This window comes from Collimonas arenae (genome assembly GCF_001584165.1).
Classification (GTDB): Bacteria; Pseudomonadota; Gammaproteobacteria; order Burkholderiales; family Burkholderiaceae_D; genus Collimonas; species Collimonas arenae.
In genome coordinates this window covers 1,707,345-1,726,923 of record NZ_CP013233.1, presented here as the reverse complement: position 1 = coordinate 1,726,923, position 19,579 = coordinate 1,707,345, and the positions used below count along the sequence as shown (strand labels likewise).

Here is a 19,579-nt window from a genome sequence, read left to right as displayed (position 1 = left end):
TACTCACTCCCGCCACATGTTGACGACCTTGCTGCTCGACTTCTCGGGAGCATGGTCAAGCAAACCGGACAATTCACCTGCGGTATCACGCACGCAGCGCACGATGTCGCCCAACTGGTCAGGATCGATGTGCGGTAAAGGAATGGTCGCTCCCATCGCCGCCACTACCTTGCCGGAATGGTCACGGACTGGCGCCGCAATGGTCGAAATGCCGGTCTCAAAAAAGCCTTCCTGTAACACATAACCGCGTTCGCGATCGTGCTGCACCATGTCGAACAGCTCGACCACAGTCTTCGGCGTGTTACTGGAGAAGCTCTCCAGATGTTCTTCCGGATACAGTTCGCGCAACTCCGCCAGCGACAAATCCTCCAGCAGCACGCGGCCGAGCACAGTGGCGTGTGCTGGCAACCGGGTACCGACATTGACCGAACTGACAAATGCGGTCGGCGTCACCGACTTGGCGACATACACGATCGAACGACCATCGCGCACCACCAGGTTGCAAGGATAGGAAATCTGGTCGCGCAGGCGATCCAGCAACGGCCGCCCGATTTCTGTCAGCTCCAGTGATGCCAGGTATTCGAAACCCAGGCGCAGCACTGCCATGCCAAGGCGATAATCGCGCCCACCTTCGTTGCGCTCCACAAACCCCATTCGTTCCAGCGTAGTCAATAGGCGGAACACCGTCGAGCGCGGCACGCTCAGGCGACGCGCCAGCTCCGGCGCCGACAGACTCTTGTCCTGCCGGCTGAATTCGCATAGCAGGCGCAACCCGCGCTCCAGTCCCGGCACGAGGTATTTTTCTTGCGTCTCTTCTTCTGGCAACTCTGGTTTATTCATGATCTTGTCTCAAGAAAGTTGATAAAGGTGACGACGTATCACTGCCGCGACTGCTTCCGGTTGCTCGACATAACAGGCATGGCCTGCATCATCGATCAGCTGGAACGGAAGCTGAAAACTGTCAGCCAACGCCCTGCTGTCCTGCGGCGTCGTGACGATATCGACGTCGCCGCAATATACCGCAACCGATACCTCTGACGATATCGCTGCCGGCAGATCCCGATGGATATCGCCACCACACAGCATCTGCACCGCTTGCGCATAACCGGCCAGATTCAACTGTTGCGTATTCCAGCTTACCCAGGCGCGGTCCGCCGTGTCGGCTTGCGCCGACAGCATCCGCTCGGGGCTCTTCTGCGCCATGCCTGTCACGCCCAATGTCGCCAACGCGTCCAGGCGTTGCCGCGTCATCTCAAGTCCGCGCTGGCGCTTGTCGTCGCTGCCGTAGCCCTGCGCCGGACTAAACAGCAACAGCTGCTTGACATGCCCGTAACCAGCAGCCACGTAAGACGTCGCCATCATGGCGCCAAGCGAATGTCCGACCAGCAGACAATCACTGACATCCAGCGCCTGCAACAACTGCTGCAGGCGCAATGCGTAGTCCGCCGCAGCCGGATGCGTCATCGGCAACGGTGTCGAACCACCGTAGCCCGGTGCATTCCAGGCAATCACTTGCGCGTCCTGTTGCAACGCCAATGCGCACTGCAGCCACGATGCCGCGCCCGAACCAATGCCGTGTAACAGCACCACGCAGCGACCGCTATCGGCAGCGTTGCCGCAACTGCGATAGGACACCGTCGCGCCGTCGACGTCGGCACTGCGCTCCTCGAAGCGCCGGTCGAGCAATTCGAGCGCTTCCTGCAGTTCTGTAGTAACGGCAGCCACGGGCGCTGTCATGTTCATCTCAGCCGCGCTTGATTTTTGCCAGCGGATGATCGGCCGGATAGGTTGGCGTGATCGGCGTTTTCGCGCCCAGCATCACGCACATCAACGCGTCTTCATCACCGATATTGATTTCCTCGCGGTACACGCCGGGTGGGATCGACACCACATCGCGCTCGGTGAGGATCGTTTCATAACGTTCGCCGTCCTTTTCCAGCACCAGCTTGAGCTTGCCGCGCAACACGAAGAACACCTCTTCGACATCGACATGCAGATGCGGCGGACCTTCGTGACCGGCCGGGATGATCATCGTTGAGAAAGTGAAGTGCTCGGATGGGATCACGCTGCTGTCAGCCGCTACGCCGGTGCCACCGGTGCCGATGTAGCGCATTTGCGCGCGGCGATACTTGGGATCGTGGTCGGCCTGGAACTTCAGCGCATTCCAATCGTATTTACGTGTCGAAAAGCGCGCGACGCGGGTTTCCATCCACTGACTGAAACTACTGCCGTCGGCCTGATCCCAGCTGCGCTTGATATTCTGTTGTTCGGATAAATCGGTCATCGTTCTCTCCTTGCTATCGTCCAGAAATGGGGGGTTAGTTCATGACAAAGCCGCCGTTGACGGCCATGACTTGTCCGGTAAAAAAGCGGGACAGGTCGGATAAGGCAAAAATGACAGCGCCACACACGTCTTCCGGCAACTGGTCGCGCTGGATCGCACGCCGGTCGTGATACACCTGATGACGTGTCTGCGGCACGTATTCGGTCGCTTCAACCAACGTCAAGCCAGGCGCTATCGCGTTGACAGTGATGTTGTCGCCACCCAGTTCGCGCGCCAATGAGCGCGTCATGCCAATCACCGCGCTTTTGCTGGCGACATACGCCAACAGATTGGGCGCGCCCCACAGCGGGGTGTCGGACGAGAGGTTGACGATGCTGCCGCGGCCGGATTGACGCAACGCCGCCAGGCAAGCATTGGTCATCAGCCAGGTGCCGCGCACGTTGACGTTCATCACCTTGTCCCACATGTCGATTTCCAGTTGCTCTGAAGTCCGGCCGCCGGAATTGGTGACGGCGGCGTTGTTAACCAACCCGTCCAACCCGCCGAGCCAGCCGATAGCCTGCGCCGCACATTGTTCGATCGATTTCGGATCGGCCAGGTCGAGCGCAAAACCCGCAACTTTCAGACCGCGTCGCTGGAGATCGGCCACTGCCTGCTGCAAACTATCTTCCAGGATGTCAGCCATTGCCACAGTAGCGCCCGCGTCAGCGACGGCAGTGACAAATGCAAGCCCCAGGCCGCGCGCGGCGCCAGTAATCAAGATCCGTCGTCCCGCCAGTAATTGTGTGCTTTGCGTCATGTCTCTCTCTTGTTGTCACAGCGCTCTGTCATTCGCCGAAGGAAACGCTGTACCGGGTAAGAAATTTATTTGTTTCATATATAAACCAATGATCTATATATGAAACCTATGGGTTGAAATATATCAGATATTTCGCAAAAAGATAGGGCTTTTTACCGCTTTTTGTTGTTTTCTGCTTTTCATGTAAGTCGATGATTTATATATGAAACTTGCAGAAAATAAACTGCCGCGCACAGTCCAGTTGTGTCGCCTCACACGGCCCTGGGAGGGCAACGCATTTGCTGCTGACGGCGGCCAGTGCCGGATCACGCTTGCCGCTCCAACACCAACCGCATCTGTCATTGCGCCGTGACGCGAGACGATTCGGGCAGAGTCTGCTGGGTACCGGCCCGCTCGCGCAGCCAAAGGATCAATCCGCAGACGAAAACCACCACTTGCGTCCCGATCAATAAAGTGAATCCAGCGAAGAATCCCGAGCCCGCCCTGCCCCAGCACCCGAACCAACAGCCACCGCACTGATTACCCAGCCCATCGCAGCCGGCATGAAGCCCGCGACCAGACTGCCCGTACCGTTCACGACACCGAAGGCGCTGGCCGTATGTTCGGGGCGCGAATAATATTGCACCGTGCTAGGAATCGCCGGGCTCAGCAAACCCCAGAAGAAATTTGCCGCGATCAAGCTGTAGGCGGCCATGTAGGGATTTTCCACATTGATTGCCAGCAGTACCGATAAAGCTACGCCGACACTGGCCGCCATGAAGATGAATGGAACCCGCTTCCGCTCAACCCTGTCGATAATGATTCCGCCAAGTAGTACCGCCAGCACCAGCGCATATTGCGGCAAGGACGCCAGCCAGCCCATTTCCCTGATCGAGAAGCCGCGCGCATCTTTCAGATACGCCGGCAACCAGTTGCTGCTGCCCCACAGGTAAGCCAGCGCAGCAGAGGTCAGCACAGTGATCAACAGCAGATTGCGGGTTTTCAGGGCACCTCGAATGATGTCGCCGGCACGTGTCACTGCATCACCAACCGAGGCCGGCCGGTTCATGTAGGCCGCCACTTTTGGCATGCGCACGAAAGCCACTACCAGTGGAATGCCCAACGCGACATTCAGCAGTGCCAGCAGGTAGAACGATATTTCCCAATGAAAGCTGACCAGCATGTAACCGATGAGCGGATAGCCGAGCGCCAAGCCCAGACCTGTCCCCATGTTGACAAAGGAGTTGGGCTTGCCATTCTCATGGCTTTCGAAATGCGCCTTGATATAAGACGACGCCAGGGAAAACAGCGGCCCCTCCGCAACACCAAGCAAGATGCGCGAAGCCACCAGAACGCCGTAGCCATGAAAATGCGGCGTCAGAAATGTCACCAGACCCCACATGACCAACCCATAGATCAGGCTCCGGCGCACACCGAACAGCGCAGCGCAAAACGGCGTAAAGATAAATGCAGAGATACCGTAGCCGAGCATGAACGCAGTGGCCAGGAAACCCTGACTGGCACGATCTGCCTTGGCAATGCCGATGTGCTCCAGGAATGCGGGATCGGTGATCAGCACCGAGATATTGATGCGGTCTATATATGAGATGGCAACAATCACGAACAGGGTAATGACGCCATACCAGCGGCCGTTATTGGACTTCATGAAATCCTCCAGCTGATTGAACGATTTCCTTCAATAACGTCCGGTTGACGGCGGCCTGGCGTGCCAGCCCAATGAATAACAGCGACGCCCGCTCGGGACGCCTGCGGATCGGCAAGGCTATTGCCGACATTACGAAATGCGGTTTCGTTCATGATGCCTCTGGCTAGTTGGTGTAGGTAGCTCCGTACCCATCGCAGCGACTGCCCTTGAACGCATCGCCGGCTCGGCAATGCAGAACAGCCACCGTTTGTCTCATATATAAAACATTGAACCAAATATGGTCAACGCGAATTAAATATATCAGATATTCCACAAAAAGAAAGCGTCTTTTTGTTTCATATATGGTTTACAGGTTTATATAAGAGATAAATTTAACTTAAGCGAATTTCATGCCACAAGAAATGGCAGCTTTGTCTCATATTTTGATCGCTGTATCACCAAAGAGACTCGTTCACGCACCTCTAGGAGGCAGCTTGCACCGTCGCAAGCGCAGCAGCACTGCAGTAGGTATTGAGCAAATTGAAGGGGATGCGAAGGAAAGTTCGTTGCGTTGCGCTACACAACTGGGACACTCGTGCGGATAAAAGACGACCGACTTGAATCAAAAAGCGCTAACGGACTTGTCCCAGTCCATGCGCCTCACAGACTGACAAAAGTGATAGCTAGCATTTGTCCGTTATGCCTTCTACTTTATTTATAGGTGCCAACGAGGGACTGTCGGATGCATTTACAGGAGGACAAAATGAAGTTGCTCTTAGCCCATGTCATGCGCAAGAAACAGGACTTCTCTCAGCTCCCTCTATTCCAATTCTTGCGTGACTCTCGCCGAACAGCCAAGGAGAGGCTGGCTTTTATGCCACATACCGCCTTTTTTATTATGGCGTTTTCAGATTTGAATAAATTCATATTACGCAACGAAACGTCAGCTGATATTTATCAGAAAAAGGTCAATGACCACACCTATGAGGACGACCACCATTGGCGTTGGTTTCTGGAAGATTTGGATAAGCTCGGGTACAACCAAACAACTACCACCGTGGAGTGTTTGCGTGCACTATGGAGCGACGAAACACAGGCTAACCGCATGCTCATGTATCGTTTGAGCGCGCTAGTATCAGAGATGAGCGGTATCGAACGACTAGCCATGATCGAAGCGATTGAGGAAACCGGTAACGTAGTGTTTGGACTCACCACCCCTCTTGCCAATATGATTCGACACGAAACGGGCACCGATCTGCGCTATTGCGGTGAATTTCATCTTGCACTCGAATCCGGGCATGCTCAAAGACAGGAGCATGCGGAATTAGCGAAAATCGAGTTGACGAATGATGTTAGAGAACGATGCTATTCCAACGTGAATAAAGTCTTTGCGTGGTTTGAGGCCTGGACGCACGAAGCACTTGCCCATGTACAGCGCACGTGACATAAGTTGCGTAAAACCTTAGGGATCTGCATGCATTGTGCCCTTGCAGTAGGACAAGCTAGATCAGCCAGGGACGACATGCCGAACAAATCCCCCTGACCAATAATTTACCCACATCCTACCCAGCAAATTCGGTGAATGCCCTCCATCGAAGAAGTGCGGGACATTGTTCTTGATATGATGCCTGTGATCGCACCCAATGCCGATCTTGAGACCATTCAAAAATCCATCATCTTTGCCGAGAATCTTGTCGTGTTGTTTCATCTTGCAAAGTTCGGAGCAACGACAGAAACAGTCTTAAAGATAATGTTGTGAGGGATGATTCTTACCACTGATTTTGCCGATAGGGATTGGCAATAAGAGATTAAAACAAGCCAATCACCATTGACGGCACAGCAGACGTTGTCATCGCGACACTCTATGAGCACGGCAGTTACTCCACGACTTCATATCGCTAATCGCAGTCCCCCACGCCTGCCCACCGCGTTAGATATAGCGCTTTTAACGCAGTTCGCAAAACGGCAAGTTCTCAAGTTATGCGGCGGGAGGGGCACGAGGAAATTGGCTGTAACGGTTTGACGTAAAATAACGCATTTTAATGCCAAGTTAGCATCTAGCGTTCGATCAAACGGCCCCAGCGATCGTTCCAGGCGGCGCGTTCCTTGTTGATGACTTCCCAGTCGACCGTGTTGATGTTTTTCATCAGCTTGTCGACGTTGCCGATTTTTGTCTGCACCGACTCCGGGATCTTGACGCCCTTGTTGATCGGTATGGCGTTGGCATACTCCACCGCCTTGGCCTGTGAACCAGCGCTCAGCAGGTATTCCACCAGTTTCTGCGACAGCTCCGGCTCGGAATTGTTTTTCAGGGCGCAAGCGCCGACCATCAGCATGACGCCTCCCTCTTTCGGCGTGGCGAATTCCGCCGGAATACCCTTGGCCTTCAGATTCGCGATTGCCGTCGGCGTCAGTGGAAAAATGGCGGTTTCGCCGGTTTGCACCATTTCCGAGATTTTCGCCGAGCTGGACAGGTACTCAAGCACGTTGGGACCGACGGTGCTGCCCCATTTTTGGAAACCTGGTTCGATATTCTTGTCGGTGCCGCCGACCAGGCGGTTGAACATCAGGAAGCTGTGCAGGCCGAAGGTACTGCTCTGGATCGACTGGAACACCACTTTCCCCTTGTATTTCGGATCGGCGAAATCCATCCAGGAGGTCGGCGCAGCCCAGCCTTTTTCATCGAACATCTTCTTGTTGTATCCGATGCCGACGGTGCCCAGCTCTATCCCCACCGCCTGGTCGTTGGCCATGCGCGCGAATGGATAGATTTCCTTGAATACGGGGGCGTCTTTCAGTTTCTGGCACAGCCCCATGCCGATCGCGCGGTACATGACGCCGTCGTCGAGAAACACCAGGTGCATTTGCGGCTTGTCCTTTTGCGCCGACATCTTGGCCATGATGTCGGCAGAGGTGCCGGGAACCACCACGATCTTGACGTTATTGGCTTTTTCAAATTCTGGGAATATATAACTGGTGTAATTCTTTTCCATGCTACCGCCGTTCATGCCGACATACAGCGTGCGCGTCTCAGCGTTGCTTGTCGCCGCGACGCCTAATGCAGAAATGAATCCTGTCGCCAGGAGAATCTGTTTGAATTTCATGGTCCCGCCTCCTCAAAGAATAAACGCCCCGATATGCCTGCCACATAATTTCCTGATGCACCGGCTTCAGCTGGTTTTCAACGTATTTTCAACTTGCTGCGTTGAATCTGCCGATGCTGAAAGCCTCGATAGGCGTTGCCGTCGCCCCATGGGCCACTAGATCCGCCAAGACTTCACCCACTGCAGGTGCCAGCTGGAAGCCGCCACCGGAAAAACCAAAAGCATGAAACAAGCCAGGCGTCGTCACGCTCGGCCCGAGAACCGGCTGATGATCCGGCAATGCACCCTCGACGCCGGTCCAGCTGCGAATCACCAGTGCGTTTCGCAATGCAGGAATGAATTCGCAGGCCATCCTCATCGAGGCAAACATGGCAGCGCTGTCCGGCCGCGTCGATGCAATCGCCAACTGCCCCGTGCCACGGCCGCCTCCCAGCACGAAATTTCCTCTTGCCACCTGGCGCACATAAAAGCCGCCGCCGACAATGCCGACGTTGGGCTCGACCAACTTCGGCATCGGTTCGGTCACCCACATGTTTGGAAAAATCGGATATTCCGGCACCTGCTCGCCAAATTGCTCGGCAAATTTTGCGCCCCATGCACCGGCGCAGTTAAGCAGGAATTTCGCTTTGACTTCCAGCCCGCCGGCAGCGCAAACCGTAAATTGCCTGCCGTCGAAAACGGCGCTTTCTACTGTCGTCCCTTCGCGCAGATCGGCGCCGTGATTCCTTGCCGCCAATGCAAAAGCTGCGGCCACCAGCCGCGGATTGGCGTGACCATCGCCCGGGCACAGGGAACCGCCGGCAATATTCTCTCCGAGCCAGGGATAGCGCTGGCGTAGTGCTTCCCGTCCGAGGATTTCAAGCTGCAGGCCGAAGCCGTCGGCTTGTCCGCGGTAGTCTTCTAGCGACGCCAACTCCGCCTCGTTGCGCGCCAGTTTCAGATGGCCGGAAATCGCATATTCGCAGTCGCTGCCTATCAGCTGCGGTAAACGCTGCCAGATCGCATAAGCCCGCTGGGACAACGGCAACTGCACCACGGGCCGCCCCTGGCGCCGCACTCCGCCATAATTGACGCCGCTGGCTTGCGCACCACACCAGCCCTGTTCCAGCAACACCACCGACAAGTTCATGCGACGCAAGGCCAGCGCCGCAGAGCAGCCCATCAGGCCGCCGCCGATGATGGCGACGTCAGCTGTCAGCCGCTCGCTCATGAGGTTTCCCGTGCCGAACTCAGCGCCACGCCGACCACCACCGGAAATGGTTTTATCGGCGGCTGCCCGCGCAGGCGTCCGATTTCCGTCAGCGATTTGCCAGCGCTGCAAGCCAGGATTTCAGCGGCCGCGGCACTGCAAACCCGCCCCTGGCAGCGCCCCATGCCAACCCGGGTCAGTGCTTTCAGGCGGTTCATTTCAACCGTGCCGGCATGGTTTACGACACGGCGCAACTCGCCCGCTGTGATTTCCTCGCAGCGGCAAATAATTTCCTCATCGGCGCACTCACGCGCCCATGCGACAGGCGCGGGAAATGCACGCTCCAGTCCACGCCGAAATCCCTGGATGCGTTGCAATGCACGATCAAGGCGCCGGCCCTCGCGCGGGTCGATGGTCTTTCCCAAATCTTCAAGTAAAGCCAGGGCGGCGCGCTTTCCTGCCAGCTCAGCGGCGTCGGCGCCAGCGATGCCGCCGCCGTCACCCGCAAGATATACCCCTTTGACGCTGCTGCGCCCGGCCAAGTCGCGCTGCGGCAGCCATTGCTGATTGAGCTGGTTGAATTCAAACACGCAGCCAGCCAGGTCGGCCAGCTGCGTTTCCGAGCGCAAGCCGAAACCGCTAGCAACCGCGTCGCACTCCAGCGTTTGTTCCCGGCCATTCTTATGCCAGGAAATGGTTTTTACTTTTTGCTCACCCGAGACAGCAATTTTATCTACACCCTCTACCACCTTGACGCCATGACAGCGCAGCCACGCGAGAAAATACAAGCCCTTGGCCAAGGTGAGCGGTTGTTTAAGCAGATCGGCTGTCGCCTGCAGCTTGCCGGAAAAAGAAGACGTATCCAGCACTGCGGCAATGCTGGCACCGGCTTTCGCATATTGGTAGGCAAGCAGGTAAAGCAAGGGACCGGAACCAACCATGACGATACGGCTGCCGATCACGCAGCCCTGCGCTTTGAGTGCAACCTGGGCTGCACCCAGGGTATACACGCCGGGCAAAAGCCAGCCGGGGAAAGGCAAAACCCGATCGATGGCGCCGGTGCATAACATCAGGTGAGAATAGGGCAAGGAGCGCTGCTGGCCACGATCAAGCAAGTCCAGCTGACGGCCGTCGCAATTCCACACCAGGGTCTCGGGCCGATAATCGATATGGCTAAGCAGTTGGCTGAATGTGTGATGCAACGCATCCGCCTTGGCCGATTCGAAACCGTACAGCTGTTTTGCCGAGCGCACGAAGCCGGCAGGCGGCTGGCGATATATCTGGCCGCCGGCACGCTGATTTTCATCGACAAGCACGGGTCGCAAGCCGACAGCCGCCAGCACCTCGGCAGCACGCACACCGGCCGGGCCGGCGCCGACAATCACGATCCGCGGCTCATTCATGCAAGGCTCCAGAAACCTCGGTCAGCAACCGCATGCCGGCCTGGATTTCAGTGCTGCAAGCGCGCAGCGGCTGCCCGTCTTCGGTGCGCATCCAGCAATCCTGGCAAGCGCCGATCAGGCAAAATCCGGCGCGCGGCTTGCCGCTGAATTCAGACATGCGCAAGCTGTCCACCTGTGTCAGCACCGCGGTCAGGACGGTGTCGCCTGCCAACGCAGTGACGCTGCGGCCATCCAGCGAGAAGCTGACGGGTACCCGTTGTGTCTCTACGATTCTGGTAAATAAAGTCATTGCTTGGTTTCCAGTTGCCGGCATGAATTCATCCTTGCTGGCCGATCAATACTTTGTCCAGCCCGTAGACGCGATCTAGGATTAGCATCGCGGCGCCGGTAATCAGGATCATCAATGCCGACACCGAGGCCATCATCGGATCGATCGATTCGGTGGCATACATGTACATGCGCACCGGCAAGGTGACGGTAGCCGGCGTGGTCACGAAAATCGACATGGTCAGCTCGTCAAAACTATTGATGAACGCCAGCAGCCAGCCGCCGGTAATGCCAGGCAAGATCATCGGCAACGTGACGCGCCGGAATACCGTCCAGGGCCCGGCGCCGAGCGACTGCGCTGCCTGCTCGGCGCTTTTATCCATGCCGACCACCGCAGCCAGCACCAGCCGCAATACGTAGGGGCTGATCACCACTACGTGGGCCACTACCAGCCAGCCGAACGAGCCGCTGACGCCCATGCTGGCAAACAGACGCATCAGCGCCACCCCTAGCACCAAGGTGGGAATGATCAGCGGCGACAAGAACAAGGCATTCAGGAAATCGCGGCCGGCAAAGCTCAGGCGCCCGATCGCCAATCCTGCCGGCAGCGCCACGCACAGCGAGAGCGTAGCGGACAGCAGCGCCAGCAGCAGACTGTTGTAGAACGATTGCACGAAGTCGGGATGCTCGAAAATGGCTTTGAACCAGCGTAACGAAACGCCGTGGGTCGGCAAGGACAGCGTGTCTTCCGGCGTAAACGCGACCAGGCACACCACCAGCAGCGGCGCCAGCACGAACGTCACCACCAGCGCATGGAATATCAATGCAATCGGACCATTGTTGCGCATACGATAGTTTTCCCCGGTTAGCCCAGCGTCCTGGAATACTTGCGCTCCAGGACCCGGTTGTAGCTCAGCATGATGAGCAGATTCGCCAGCAGCAGGATGATGGCTATCGACGCCCCCAGCGGCCAGTTGAGCGAGCCGAGGAACTCGTCGTAGACGGTGGTCGCCACCACTTTCAGGCGGCGTCCGCCCAGCAAGCCCGGAATCGCAAAGGCGCTGGCGCTGAGGCCGAACACGATCAGGCTGCCGGACAGGATGCCAGGCAAGACCTGCGGCAGCACGATCCGCCGCAACACCGTCGCCGGCGAAGCGTTCAGGGACAAGGCTGCCTGGGCGACGGTAGGATCTAGCCTTTGCAGGGAAGTCCATACCGGAATCACCATGAACGGCAGCATCACGTGCACCAGGGCGATCACGATTGCACCCGTGGTGTAGAGCAGTTTGAGCGGCGCAAAACCAAGCCAGACAATAGCCGAGTTAACCAGGCCGTTGGCGCTGAGCAGCATGCTCCAGCCGAAAGCGCGCACCACTACCGACACCAGCAAGGGTCCGAGAATGACGATCAGGAAAATCGAGCGCCACGGCTTCCCCATACGGCTCAGCACATAAGCTTCCGGCGCGCCGATCGCGATACAGATGACCGTGGTCAGTCCCGCTATCCAGAATGTGCGCAGGAAAATCGAATGGAAATACTCGTCGCTGAAAACCTGCCAGTAGTTGTTCAAGTTAAATTTTTCGATGATGCCGGTGCCGGAATCAAAGCCGTAAAAAGACAGCAGCAAGGTCAGCAGCAAGGGCACCAGTACCATTGTAAAAAAAAGAATCACGCCCGGCGCCGTCAGCAGGTATGGCAGCGATGGCGAAGATAACGAAGGCAGCGCGCACGACTTAGCCATGCCGGACCTCGTGCTGTCCGCGTTTGACTATATGCAGCGCGTCCGTCGGCCAGCGCAAGGAAACCTCCTGGCCGTCGCAGCAGGCGGCATTGCCGCAGTTCTGCCAAGTGGCCAGCAAATCGCCCAGCCCGGTGTCGATGTGATACAGCCACTGGTTGCCAAGGAATACGCCGGAACGCACTCGGCCGCGGATGATTTCATCCTGCGGGCTGCAGCGCTCCAGTTTTTCCGGGCGCAGGCAAAGTGTGACCTGTTCGCCGATGTGCAGGCTTGCGTCATTGGTGTTCAATAGATGCCCGTGTACATTCAGCGCCGATCCTTGTCGGCTGACCGAAGCCACCTCCCCTTCGAACAGATTGGCCTTGCCGACGAACTGCGAGACGAACTGGTTGACCGGCGATTCATAGGCATCGAAAGGCTTGGCGATCTGGATCGCGCGGCCGGCGTCCATCACCACCACGCGGTCGCTCATCGACAAGGCTTCCGACTGGTCATGCGTGACCATGATGGTGGTGGTGCCGACCTTGCGCTGGATCTCGCGCAGTTCGACCTGCATGTCCTCGCGCAGCTTGGCATCGAGGTTCGACATCGGCTCATCCAGCAGCAGCACCGGCGGTTCGATCACTAGCGCGCGCGCCAGGGCCACCCGCTGGCGCTGACCGCCGGACAGCTCGCGCGGATAGCGATGACTGAATTTTTTCAGGTGCACCAGTGCCAGCGCCTTGCGCACCCGCTCCGTGCATTCGTCAGCTGCCATCCGCCGCATTTCCAGGCCAAAACCGACATTGGCGCTCACCGTCATGTGCGGAAACAAGGCATAACTCTGGAACACGATGCCGAGACCGCGGCGGTTCGGCTTCTCGTGGGTGATGTCACGCCCGTCCAGCAGCACGCGGCCAGCGCTGGCTTCGACAAAGCCGGCGATCATTTGCAAGGTAGTGGTCTTGCCGCAACCGGAAGGGCCGAGCAGCGAAACGAACTCGCCCTTCTCCACCGTCAAGTTGAGCTGCTCCACCGCGGTGAAGTCACCGTAGTGCTTGGAGAGGTTTTCCAGCTGTAGAAACGACATCGACTTATCTCCCATGACGGTCGGTTTTGCATCCAATACCTGCCAAAGCCTTTTCCGAAATATAGTGAAAAGAAAAATATAGGTCAATTTAATATTCCACATACCAGACTAATTATTTGATTTATTCCATTAAATGAATATATTATTAAACGAATAGATAAATACATTTCATCTGGAGAAATTCATGAAGGATCAAGATGTTTCCACCGGAACCAGCCTGCAGCGCGGTTTCGCGATTATCCGGGCCCTGGCCGCCAGCAGCGGCGACGGTGCCAAGCTGACTCATATCGCCCAGGCCACCGGTCTGGCCCAGCCCACCGCGCACCGCATCCTGCGCGCATTGGTGGGTGAAAGCGTGGTCGAACAGGATGAACGCAGCAAAGCCTATCGATTGAGCGTGGAATTTTTTGCCCTCGCTGCACGCGCCGGCCAGCGCAGCAACTTGCGCGATATCTGCCGGCCCATCCTATTGCGGCTGTCGGCAGCGCTGGGCGACACAATGTTCCTGCTGGTGCGCAGCGGCTACGATGCCATGTGCCTGGACCGCAGCGAAGGACCGTTCCCGATCCGTTCGTTTACGGGGGACGTAGGCGGCAGGGTGGCGCTAGGCGTCGGCCAGGGAGCATTGGTGATCCTGGCGTTCCTGCCGGAAGCAGAACGGGAAGAAATCATCCGCTTCAACCTGCCGCGCCTACTAGACCTGGGCTTGTACGACGAGGTGTATCTGCGCACCGAAATAAAGCGCTCTCTCGATCTTGGCTACGCCGCCAGCCACGGCGTAGGACTGCTGCCGGGCATGGCGGGCATTGCGGTGCCGGTGCTGGATCGCCAGGGCCGCGCGGTGGCCGCCCTGAGCGTGGCCACGCTGGCGGAAAGATTGAATGCCGATCGTTTGCCTACCGTGGTGCAGATATTGAAGAAAGAAGCCACAAACGTCGGCGCGCAGATCAATCCGTTCGACCCGGTCTTGCGCCGGCCAGCGCAAATACTAGGTGGCTTGCCGATTGAAGCCCCAAAATAATTCGTAAAAGCTCATATTGAATGCACCGTCCACTATTATTTGGAAACCTTTAGAGCTAATACAGTTGGTCTTATCTATTGCGCAACTGGTCAAAATATTGGGCCTAGCAATTACGCTCCATTTTTGCATCATATTTTTTGGCGCGCAGGGGTCTCGATTCCGCCGCCCCATCTCGCCAGCGTCTCATCGAGTTTCTTTTTCACAGGAATATGGTTTGGCGTCACCTGGGGAATAATGACGTGGTTTTCTTCCTAGACGGAACGCAGCATGTCGGGTATGACCGCTATGATCGTATCTACCCTGAGCGGTGTGCTCTTTGGGGTGGCCATGGCCCCCTATTATCACATCCGGGCACGCCAATACAATTTGCCATCGTGGGCAGAAATCAAAGCCTCGGTGTGAAAGCTACTGCTTTAATTTCATCCCATGGCGGTTTCCGATTGTAGTATCAAAAAACATCTTGGATTTCATCGCATGAGCACTGCAAAACTGAAATTTAATTGGTTGTGGCCGGAAATCGTCGATATCGAAACTGCGCAAAGGGCGGCCAAATATGGCTATTGGGCGGCGATCTGGATTGTTGGTTTTTCTGCTGTAGTCGCCACCATTGCAATCGCCATCTCAACTGTGTTTGATTTTCTTGACGATGGCGTTTACCTAGATACAGCTCTATTTGCAGTTGTTGCTTGGCGCATTAAGCAAACTTCAGGGTAGACGTCAAAGGAAAGCAGCTTCTTTTTGCCATCAAAAATGTATTTCATGCGCCAGTAACGCCCGCTGTTGGGCTTCACCAGTAAATGTAAGCCGCCGCTACCAGCCAGGTTTCTCTTTGAGTTTTGCGTTTTTACAGGCTGCGCCTGTCAGTGCCATCAGTTCATTGGATCAGGGTTGATATGAGTACCCCAAGGGGTGCTTTTGATACCCCCCGAAAGTACCCCCGATTTTTGGGGATGCCAATGAACCAACTGAGACGTCATGAAACGAAAAACCCGCATTCTCATAACGAGGAATGCGGGCTTTGGGACTTCTTGGAACTGCTTAAAACTAATATCTGGCGAGGGTGGGATTCAAACCATCGCCTCCAGTCCTTATAAATAAACGATTCCCCTTTTTTAAATATAAAAAGAACCCCCAGAAGTACCCCCAAATTATTTTGCTACCATGTCTAAATTGGCGAGTGCTTTTATATGCTAATTACTCACGCTAAATCTTTCAAAAAAATTTAACGACTGTTGGAAAATTGAGACGCACTGCGTTTTTGGGTGGATGAAGGAGCTCATCGCACCACTATAGCTATCTGTTTTTAATGGGGGCAATGGGGGCAGATTATTAAATCGGCCAGCGGGCCTAAGACCCACGGAGAAAAGCTGCCTCCAGGAACTCGCTCCCTAAACTTAAAACCCGCCCCCGAAATGCAAAATTATGGAGGCTACCCCCATCGAAGAAGTGCTGGACATTGTTCTTGATATGATGCCTGTGATCGCACCCAATGCCGATCTTGAGACTATTCAAAAATCCATCATTTTTGCCGAGAATCTTGTCGTGTTGTTTCATCTTACAAAGTTCGAAGCAACAACAGAAACAGTCTTAAAGATAATGTTGTCAGGGATGATTTCTACCACTGATTTTGCCGAAATGGATTGGCAATAAGAGATTAAAACAAGCCAATCGCCATTGACGGCACAGCAGACCTTGTCATCGCGACACTCTGTGAGCAAAGCAATTACTCCACGACTTCATATCGCTAATCGCAGTCCCCCCACGCCTGCCATGGGGGTTAAACGCACTGCTTTTAACGCACTTCGCCAAGACACTGAACCTTTAAGCCACGCGGGGTTCGCGGGGAAATTGGCGGCAACGGTTTGACGCAAAATGACGCATTTTTTGCGTCATTTTTGAGACAAAGAAATAATTCAGTCTCAGCATTTCCTGTAATCTTCCGGGAACTCTACTGAGCTCTACAATATGTGTCGCGACAGGCAGCAAACGACCCAAAGCGGTCCGTCCGTTTTCTCCACATCGGACGCTCGACGCGACCAGTTATAATCTTGCGGATGCGATAGAATTTCTCGAACTGTGGGTCGCTAAGAAATCATATCCAGCCAATATCGAGAAAGACCAAATGAAATCCACGCCGAACGTACTTCCCTGGAAAAATACCTCGTGTGAGATGGAGTGCAATCTTGCGATGGGTCATCTTCTTATGAACCTCCAGCCGCGATTGCAGGTCAATGGCCGTGTCCATGCTGAAACCTATATTGCGGCAGTCGGTGCAATTGCGGGCTACGCTGCGCAGCGCACGTTGTTCGCCGAAACGCCGCCGGTTGTCGGGCACAACATTCATCGCGTGGGCACGAAGTCTGGCGAACAGTACTGGTTTGGCGATGCACTGAACAACATGCTCATGCCAAAAACGGAAGCCGATGGGAGTCGCTGCCTATGGTCCTTGGCGGCCGGCGGTGCACTAGGTGCTGGCCTGCAACCTCAGCAAATACCCAATCTCGACGCGATGTTTAAACATGTCGTGTCGACGATTGGCGGAGCAAATGAAGGGCGATCTTCAGTTCCTGCTCAGCATCAAGCTCACTTTGCGGCACGAGATCTGCTGAAACTAGTGTGGCCTTTAGCGCTCACCTGTCTTTCAGGAAAAATTCCTGGTGCCAAGCGCGAATTTGGAGCCGCACCTATCGCATGGTGGTCGGCCATCACAGCACAAGCCTCGAATCGCCCTATCCAAGATGTGAAACAAGTCTTGGCCCCTGATGTCGCTCTGACGTTGCTTATGGAGTCCGCAATTTATTGCAGCAAACTTGACCAATCGAGTATCGAATCAACGTAGGCCCGCTTGGGGCCTGGGTAGCAATGCCTGGGGCATATTGGTACCGTTGAGCACTTTTAGGCGTCGAACCCGCGGCGATTGTTTGCGATCTATGTAGGTCCGTCGACTGTCGGCTTCTGGCCGCATTGCGACGTTCATTTGTCATTCGATTTGAGCTTTACGAACTTGTCAGTGTTTCCGTCTTATCACGCCATGCAATCGACGCGGGAAGTTCACGGCCATTAAAAAACGCCAGAAACGCGTCTAGCACCATCGGAGCCGTAAACCATTCATCCGCCAATAACTGTATTTCGCCACCTCCAAAAACCAAGATTGTGCCATCGGGATAGACCTTGCTCGGCGTATTGTGATATCCGCGGTAATGTCGATTCTTGAAGACATCACGATGTTCCAACATGCACGTAACGCCACCGCCGGCAACCTGCAAGTAATTCCCACGGACGTCAGTTAGCGATGCAAATGATGAAGGGCCGTAACTTCGCAGCGCCAAAATCGCGGAACGAACCTGAGCCTCGCTAGCATTTTCAACTGGGCGCTTTTTCTCAACCTCTAGCCGCATTATTTATTGACCTCTCGATTACCTTATCGCCGACCTGCGGCAATAATATATTGCCAAAATAGCATCAGATTGGTCAAGCGCTCGACCGTCCGGATTTGGCCGTTTTTAGTCAGTCGCGACAAGTTGATTTCGACCCAAATCGGCCATAGCGTTTTTCCATTTACGGCTGTTCAACACCGAGTTCAGAGATGGTATCAAAGGCAGATTCAGATTCATGTCCGGACACTTCGCATAACCAAGGGAAACAAAAATGCAAGGACGATTAAAGCAATCAATGGCGCTAAAAGCTTGAATTGATTCCAAACCTCGAACGAGGCGAATTGGGCAAGGGCAATGTCCGCGCATGCTACAACGATGCAATACGCAACGACGCAATATGTTAGTCGACTCCAGACCACCACACTCAAATTGAGACGAGCACCAAAAATTAATGCCACCAATGACTGGTTTTTTATGATTTGAAAGAGAAAGAGCAGCAATCCAAAACCAAGATAAATGAACGGGGCCTTCCATTGAACTAAATTCACATCCAACATTAACGGAGTATTCTTCAAAAGAAGTAACGCAATTAAATCGAAAATCATCTGCAGGACAACGATTCTCCACAACAGCGACAATGAACTCTTCATGTATCTCCTAATTGTATTTAAAATTGAACGGCATACTTGAACGGCAGCATTTGGCCGATTGCGGTCCAATACTTATAAACTCATTTCGATGGATCGTAGGCCGCCCAAAGAGTATTGTCTGGTCAACTCGGCAGATGGAAAACTTAGGAAGTGCCAAGTACACCGTTCGCGTATGAGTTATAGAACTCACCGTTGGCGTCGCTCTCACAATGTATTTCGATAGGAAATTGATGTGTTTGATCAGGAAGACTATTTAAGGTCTTCATGAATGCATTAGTGCTGTTTGTATGAAACACATATTCACGGTAGCCAGGTAGAGTGAACACGACCACCAATTGCCCAATATTCAGCGCCTCAAGTTGATCGCACAGTAAATTCTCAAACGCACTCATTTCGAGCAGATCTGCGTCCGAAGGCGCATTATTTGAGGCGCTACGGAATGACCATATGATATGCAGTCGCTCATGGTTTCTCTCAAATGAAAATTTTGTTTCGAATTGAGCAAGCCGCAGCAAGTGAATTTGTTCGGGGGTAGATCTCTCCGCAAGTACCCAAGTAACCATAATAATTTCCTAAGATTGATATCCCTGACAGTTGCGCCATAAGTTTGGCATTTAAGCAAAAAAACTATATGGGCTCCTGTTTAACTCTCCATGGAAATATCTTCGACTTCACCAGCCTCATCAAAGCGAACACTTAAGACATAGTCGGTGACACTATCGGGCAGAGTGAAATCGAATACTTCGATTCCATCATCCCCATCGTCACCCCAGTGCGAACGTAACTCTAATAGATCGAGTATCTGAACTGGTTCAGGTTTATTAGAGCCAAGATGTGCCTGCCAATAGTTGGCATCGATCTCGTCGATGTGATGCGAAACGAACAGAGTGGCGCCAAACTCATCTTCTTCCGTTCCAAAAGCGTGCCTAATAGCTGCACGAGCGGCTTTCTCACGTTTTGCAATTTCATCAGCATTGCTAACCATCTATGGTTCCTTGTATGTTTAAAGAAGTATCTATAAAAATTTGATGTCAATATTGATTCGGTTTGG

23 protein-coding genes and 2 pseudogenes are annotated in these 19,579 nt (G+C 54.5%); 7 read left to right on the top strand and 18 right to left on the bottom strand.

Features of this window, described 5'->3' with window-relative positions; genetic code table 11:
• Positions 1 to 3: 3 nt before the first annotated feature.
• The 6 genes and pseudogenes from CAter10_RS08185 to CAter10_RS22760 form a co-directional block, all read right to left on the bottom strand.
• On the bottom strand, positions 4 to 840 hold the full coding sequence (locus tag CAter10_RS08185) for an IclR family transcriptional regulator (RefSeq protein WP_061533039.1): 837 nt from the start codon (positions 838 to 840) through the stop codon (positions 4 to 6).
• Between the two features lie 9 nt (positions 841 to 849).
• Entirely contained in the window at positions 850 to 1,737 is an 888-nt protein-coding gene (locus CAter10_RS08180) for an alpha/beta fold hydrolase (protein WP_335339744.1), read from the bottom strand.
• 7 nt (positions 1,738 to 1,744) lie between these two features.
• Positions 1,745 to 2,284, bottom strand: a complete 540-nt coding sequence (locus CAter10_RS08175) for a cupin domain-containing protein (RefSeq protein WP_061533037.1) — start codon at positions 2,282 to 2,284, stop codon at positions 1,745 to 1,747.
• A 34-nt stretch (positions 2,285 to 2,318) separates the two neighbouring features.
• A complete protein-coding gene (locus CAter10_RS08170) occupies positions 2,319 to 3,083 on the bottom strand; it encodes an SDR family oxidoreductase (protein ID WP_061533036.1) in 765 nt (254 codons plus the stop codon).
• A 338-nt stretch (positions 3,084 to 3,421) separates the two neighbouring features.
• A pseudogene (locus tag CAter10_RS08165) lies at positions 3,422 to 4,728 on the bottom strand (MFS transporter).
• Positions 4,725 to 4,880: a hypothetical protein gene (locus tag CAter10_RS22760; protein ID WP_156477086.1), complete on the bottom strand. Its 156-nt coding sequence runs from the start codon at positions 4,878 to 4,880 to the stop codon at positions 4,725 to 4,727. The pseudogene CAter10_RS08165 and the gene CAter10_RS22760 overlap by 4 nt, the downstream one beginning before the upstream one ends.
• A gap of 590 nt (positions 4,881 to 5,470) precedes the next feature.
• Between CAter10_RS22760 and CAter10_RS08160 the strand changes: the two genes are divergently transcribed.
• Together CAter10_RS08160 and CAter10_RS22755 are read left to right on the top strand one after the other, a co-directional pair.
• The gene (locus tag CAter10_RS08160; protein WP_061535234.1) at positions 5,471 to 6,151 is read left to right on the top strand and encodes a hypothetical protein; all 681 of its coding nucleotides are present in this window, start codon (positions 5,471 to 5,473) and stop codon (positions 6,149 to 6,151) included.
• A 138-nt stretch (positions 6,152 to 6,289) separates the two neighbouring features.
• A complete protein-coding gene (locus tag CAter10_RS22755) occupies positions 6,290 to 6,466 on the top strand; it encodes a hypothetical protein (RefSeq protein WP_156477085.1) in 177 nt (58 codons plus the stop codon).
• 298 nt (positions 6,467 to 6,764) lie between these two features.
• Here CAter10_RS22755 and CAter10_RS08155 read toward each other — a convergent pair whose 3' ends face one another.
• From CAter10_RS08155 to CAter10_RS08125, 7 genes are all read right to left on the bottom strand, one after another.
• Positions 6,765 to 7,811 (bottom strand): ABC transporter substrate-binding protein, encoded by a 1,047-nt coding sequence (locus tag CAter10_RS08155; protein WP_061533035.1) that lies wholly within the window; start codon positions 7,809 to 7,811, stop codon positions 6,765 to 6,767.
• 88 nt (positions 7,812 to 7,899) lie between these two features.
• A complete protein-coding gene (locus tag CAter10_RS08150) occupies positions 7,900 to 9,021 on the bottom strand; it encodes an NAD(P)/FAD-dependent oxidoreductase (RefSeq protein ID WP_061533034.1) in 1,122 nt (373 codons plus the stop codon).
• Positions 9,018 to 10,403 carry an FAD/NAD(P)-dependent oxidoreductase gene (locus CAter10_RS08145; RefSeq protein ID WP_061533033.1) on the bottom strand — a complete coding sequence of 462 codons (1,386 nt, stop codon included), beginning with the start codon at positions 10,401 to 10,403 and terminating at the stop codon, positions 9,018 to 9,020. The genes CAter10_RS08150 and CAter10_RS08145 overlap by 4 nt, the downstream gene beginning before the upstream one ends.
• The gene (locus tag CAter10_RS08140; RefSeq protein ID WP_061533032.1) at positions 10,396 to 10,692 is read right to left on the bottom strand and encodes a (2Fe-2S)-binding protein; all 297 of its coding nucleotides are present in this window, start codon (positions 10,690 to 10,692) and stop codon (positions 10,396 to 10,398) included. The genes CAter10_RS08145 and CAter10_RS08140 overlap by 8 nt, the downstream gene beginning before the upstream one ends.
• Positions 10,693 to 10,720: 28 nt before the next feature.
• A complete protein-coding gene (locus CAter10_RS08135; protein ID WP_061533031.1) occupies positions 10,721 to 11,518 on the bottom strand; it encodes an ABC transporter permease in 798 nt (265 codons plus the stop codon).
• A 17-nt stretch (positions 11,519 to 11,535) separates the two neighbouring features.
• On the bottom strand, positions 11,536 to 12,411 hold the full coding sequence (locus CAter10_RS08130; protein WP_061533030.1) for an ABC transporter permease: 876 nt from the start codon (positions 12,409 to 12,411) through the stop codon (positions 11,536 to 11,538).
• Positions 12,404 to 13,480, bottom strand: coding sequence for an ABC transporter ATP-binding protein (locus tag CAter10_RS08125; RefSeq protein WP_061533029.1), 1,077 nt, complete (start codon positions 13,478 to 13,480; stop codon positions 12,404 to 12,406). The genes CAter10_RS08130 and CAter10_RS08125 overlap by 8 nt, the downstream gene beginning before the upstream one ends.
• Positions 13,481 to 13,664: 184 nt before the next feature.
• On the opposite strand from CAter10_RS08125, the gene CAter10_RS08120 reads away from it, so the two are divergent.
• The 3 genes and pseudogenes from CAter10_RS08120 to CAter10_RS08115 all read left to right on the top strand — a co-directional run bounded on the left by CAter10_RS08120 (position 13,665) and on the right by CAter10_RS08115 (position 15,215).
• Positions 13,665 to 14,501: an IclR family transcriptional regulator gene (locus CAter10_RS08120; RefSeq protein WP_061533028.1), complete on the top strand. Its 837-nt coding sequence runs from the start codon at positions 13,665 to 13,667 to the stop codon at positions 14,499 to 14,501.
• 39 nt (positions 14,502 to 14,540) lie between these two features.
• Positions 14,541 to 14,903, top strand: a pseudogene (locus CAter10_RS24500) (DUF6404 family protein).
• Between the two features lie 72 nt (positions 14,904 to 14,975).
• Positions 14,976 to 15,215 carry a hypothetical protein gene (locus CAter10_RS08115; RefSeq protein WP_061533027.1) on the top strand — a complete coding sequence of 80 codons (240 nt, stop codon included), beginning with the start codon at positions 14,976 to 14,978 and terminating at the stop codon, positions 15,213 to 15,215.
• Here the strand turns inward: CAter10_RS08115 and CAter10_RS24195 are convergent.
• Positions 15,155 to 15,292 (bottom strand): hypothetical protein, encoded by a 138-nt coding sequence (locus tag CAter10_RS24195; RefSeq protein ID WP_335339743.1) that lies wholly within the window; start codon positions 15,290 to 15,292, stop codon positions 15,155 to 15,157. The genes CAter10_RS08115 and CAter10_RS24195 overlap by 61 nt on opposite strands.
• Before the next feature lie 631 nt (positions 15,293 to 15,923).
• On the opposite strand from CAter10_RS24195, the gene CAter10_RS08110 reads away from it, so the two are divergent.
• Both CAter10_RS08110 and CAter10_RS08105 read left to right on the top strand, forming a co-directional pair.
• Entirely contained in the window at positions 15,924 to 16,151 is a 228-nt protein-coding gene (locus CAter10_RS08110; protein ID WP_061533026.1) for a hypothetical protein, read from the top strand.
• A 472-nt stretch (positions 16,152 to 16,623) separates the two neighbouring features.
• Positions 16,624 to 17,340 carry a hypothetical protein gene (locus tag CAter10_RS08105; RefSeq protein ID WP_128083019.1) on the top strand — a complete coding sequence of 239 codons (717 nt, stop codon included), beginning with the start codon at positions 16,624 to 16,626 and terminating at the stop codon, positions 17,338 to 17,340.
• A 157-nt stretch (positions 17,341 to 17,497) separates the two neighbouring features.
• Here CAter10_RS08105 and CAter10_RS23440 read toward each other — a convergent pair whose 3' ends face one another.
• From CAter10_RS23440 to CAter10_RS08085, 4 genes are all read right to left on the bottom strand, one after another.
• Positions 17,498 to 17,737 (bottom strand): hypothetical protein, encoded by a 240-nt coding sequence (locus CAter10_RS23440; RefSeq protein ID WP_231879228.1) that lies wholly within the window; start codon positions 17,735 to 17,737, stop codon positions 17,498 to 17,500.
• A gap of 374 nt (positions 17,738 to 18,111) precedes the next feature.
• Positions 18,112 to 18,528, bottom strand: coding sequence for a septation protein IspZ (locus CAter10_RS08095; protein WP_061533023.1), 417 nt, complete (start codon positions 18,526 to 18,528; stop codon positions 18,112 to 18,114).
• A gap of 143 nt (positions 18,529 to 18,671) precedes the next feature.
• Positions 18,672 to 19,091 carry a DUF695 domain-containing protein gene (locus CAter10_RS08090; protein ID WP_061533022.1) on the bottom strand — a complete coding sequence of 140 codons (420 nt, stop codon included), beginning with the start codon at positions 19,089 to 19,091 and terminating at the stop codon, positions 18,672 to 18,674.
• An 80-nt stretch (positions 19,092 to 19,171) separates the two neighbouring features.
• Complete coding sequence (locus CAter10_RS08085) at positions 19,172 to 19,513, bottom strand: DUF2004 domain-containing protein (RefSeq protein WP_061533021.1); 342 nt, start codon at positions 19,511 to 19,513, stop codon at positions 19,172 to 19,174.
• Positions 19,514 to 19,579 lie beyond the last annotated feature (66 nt).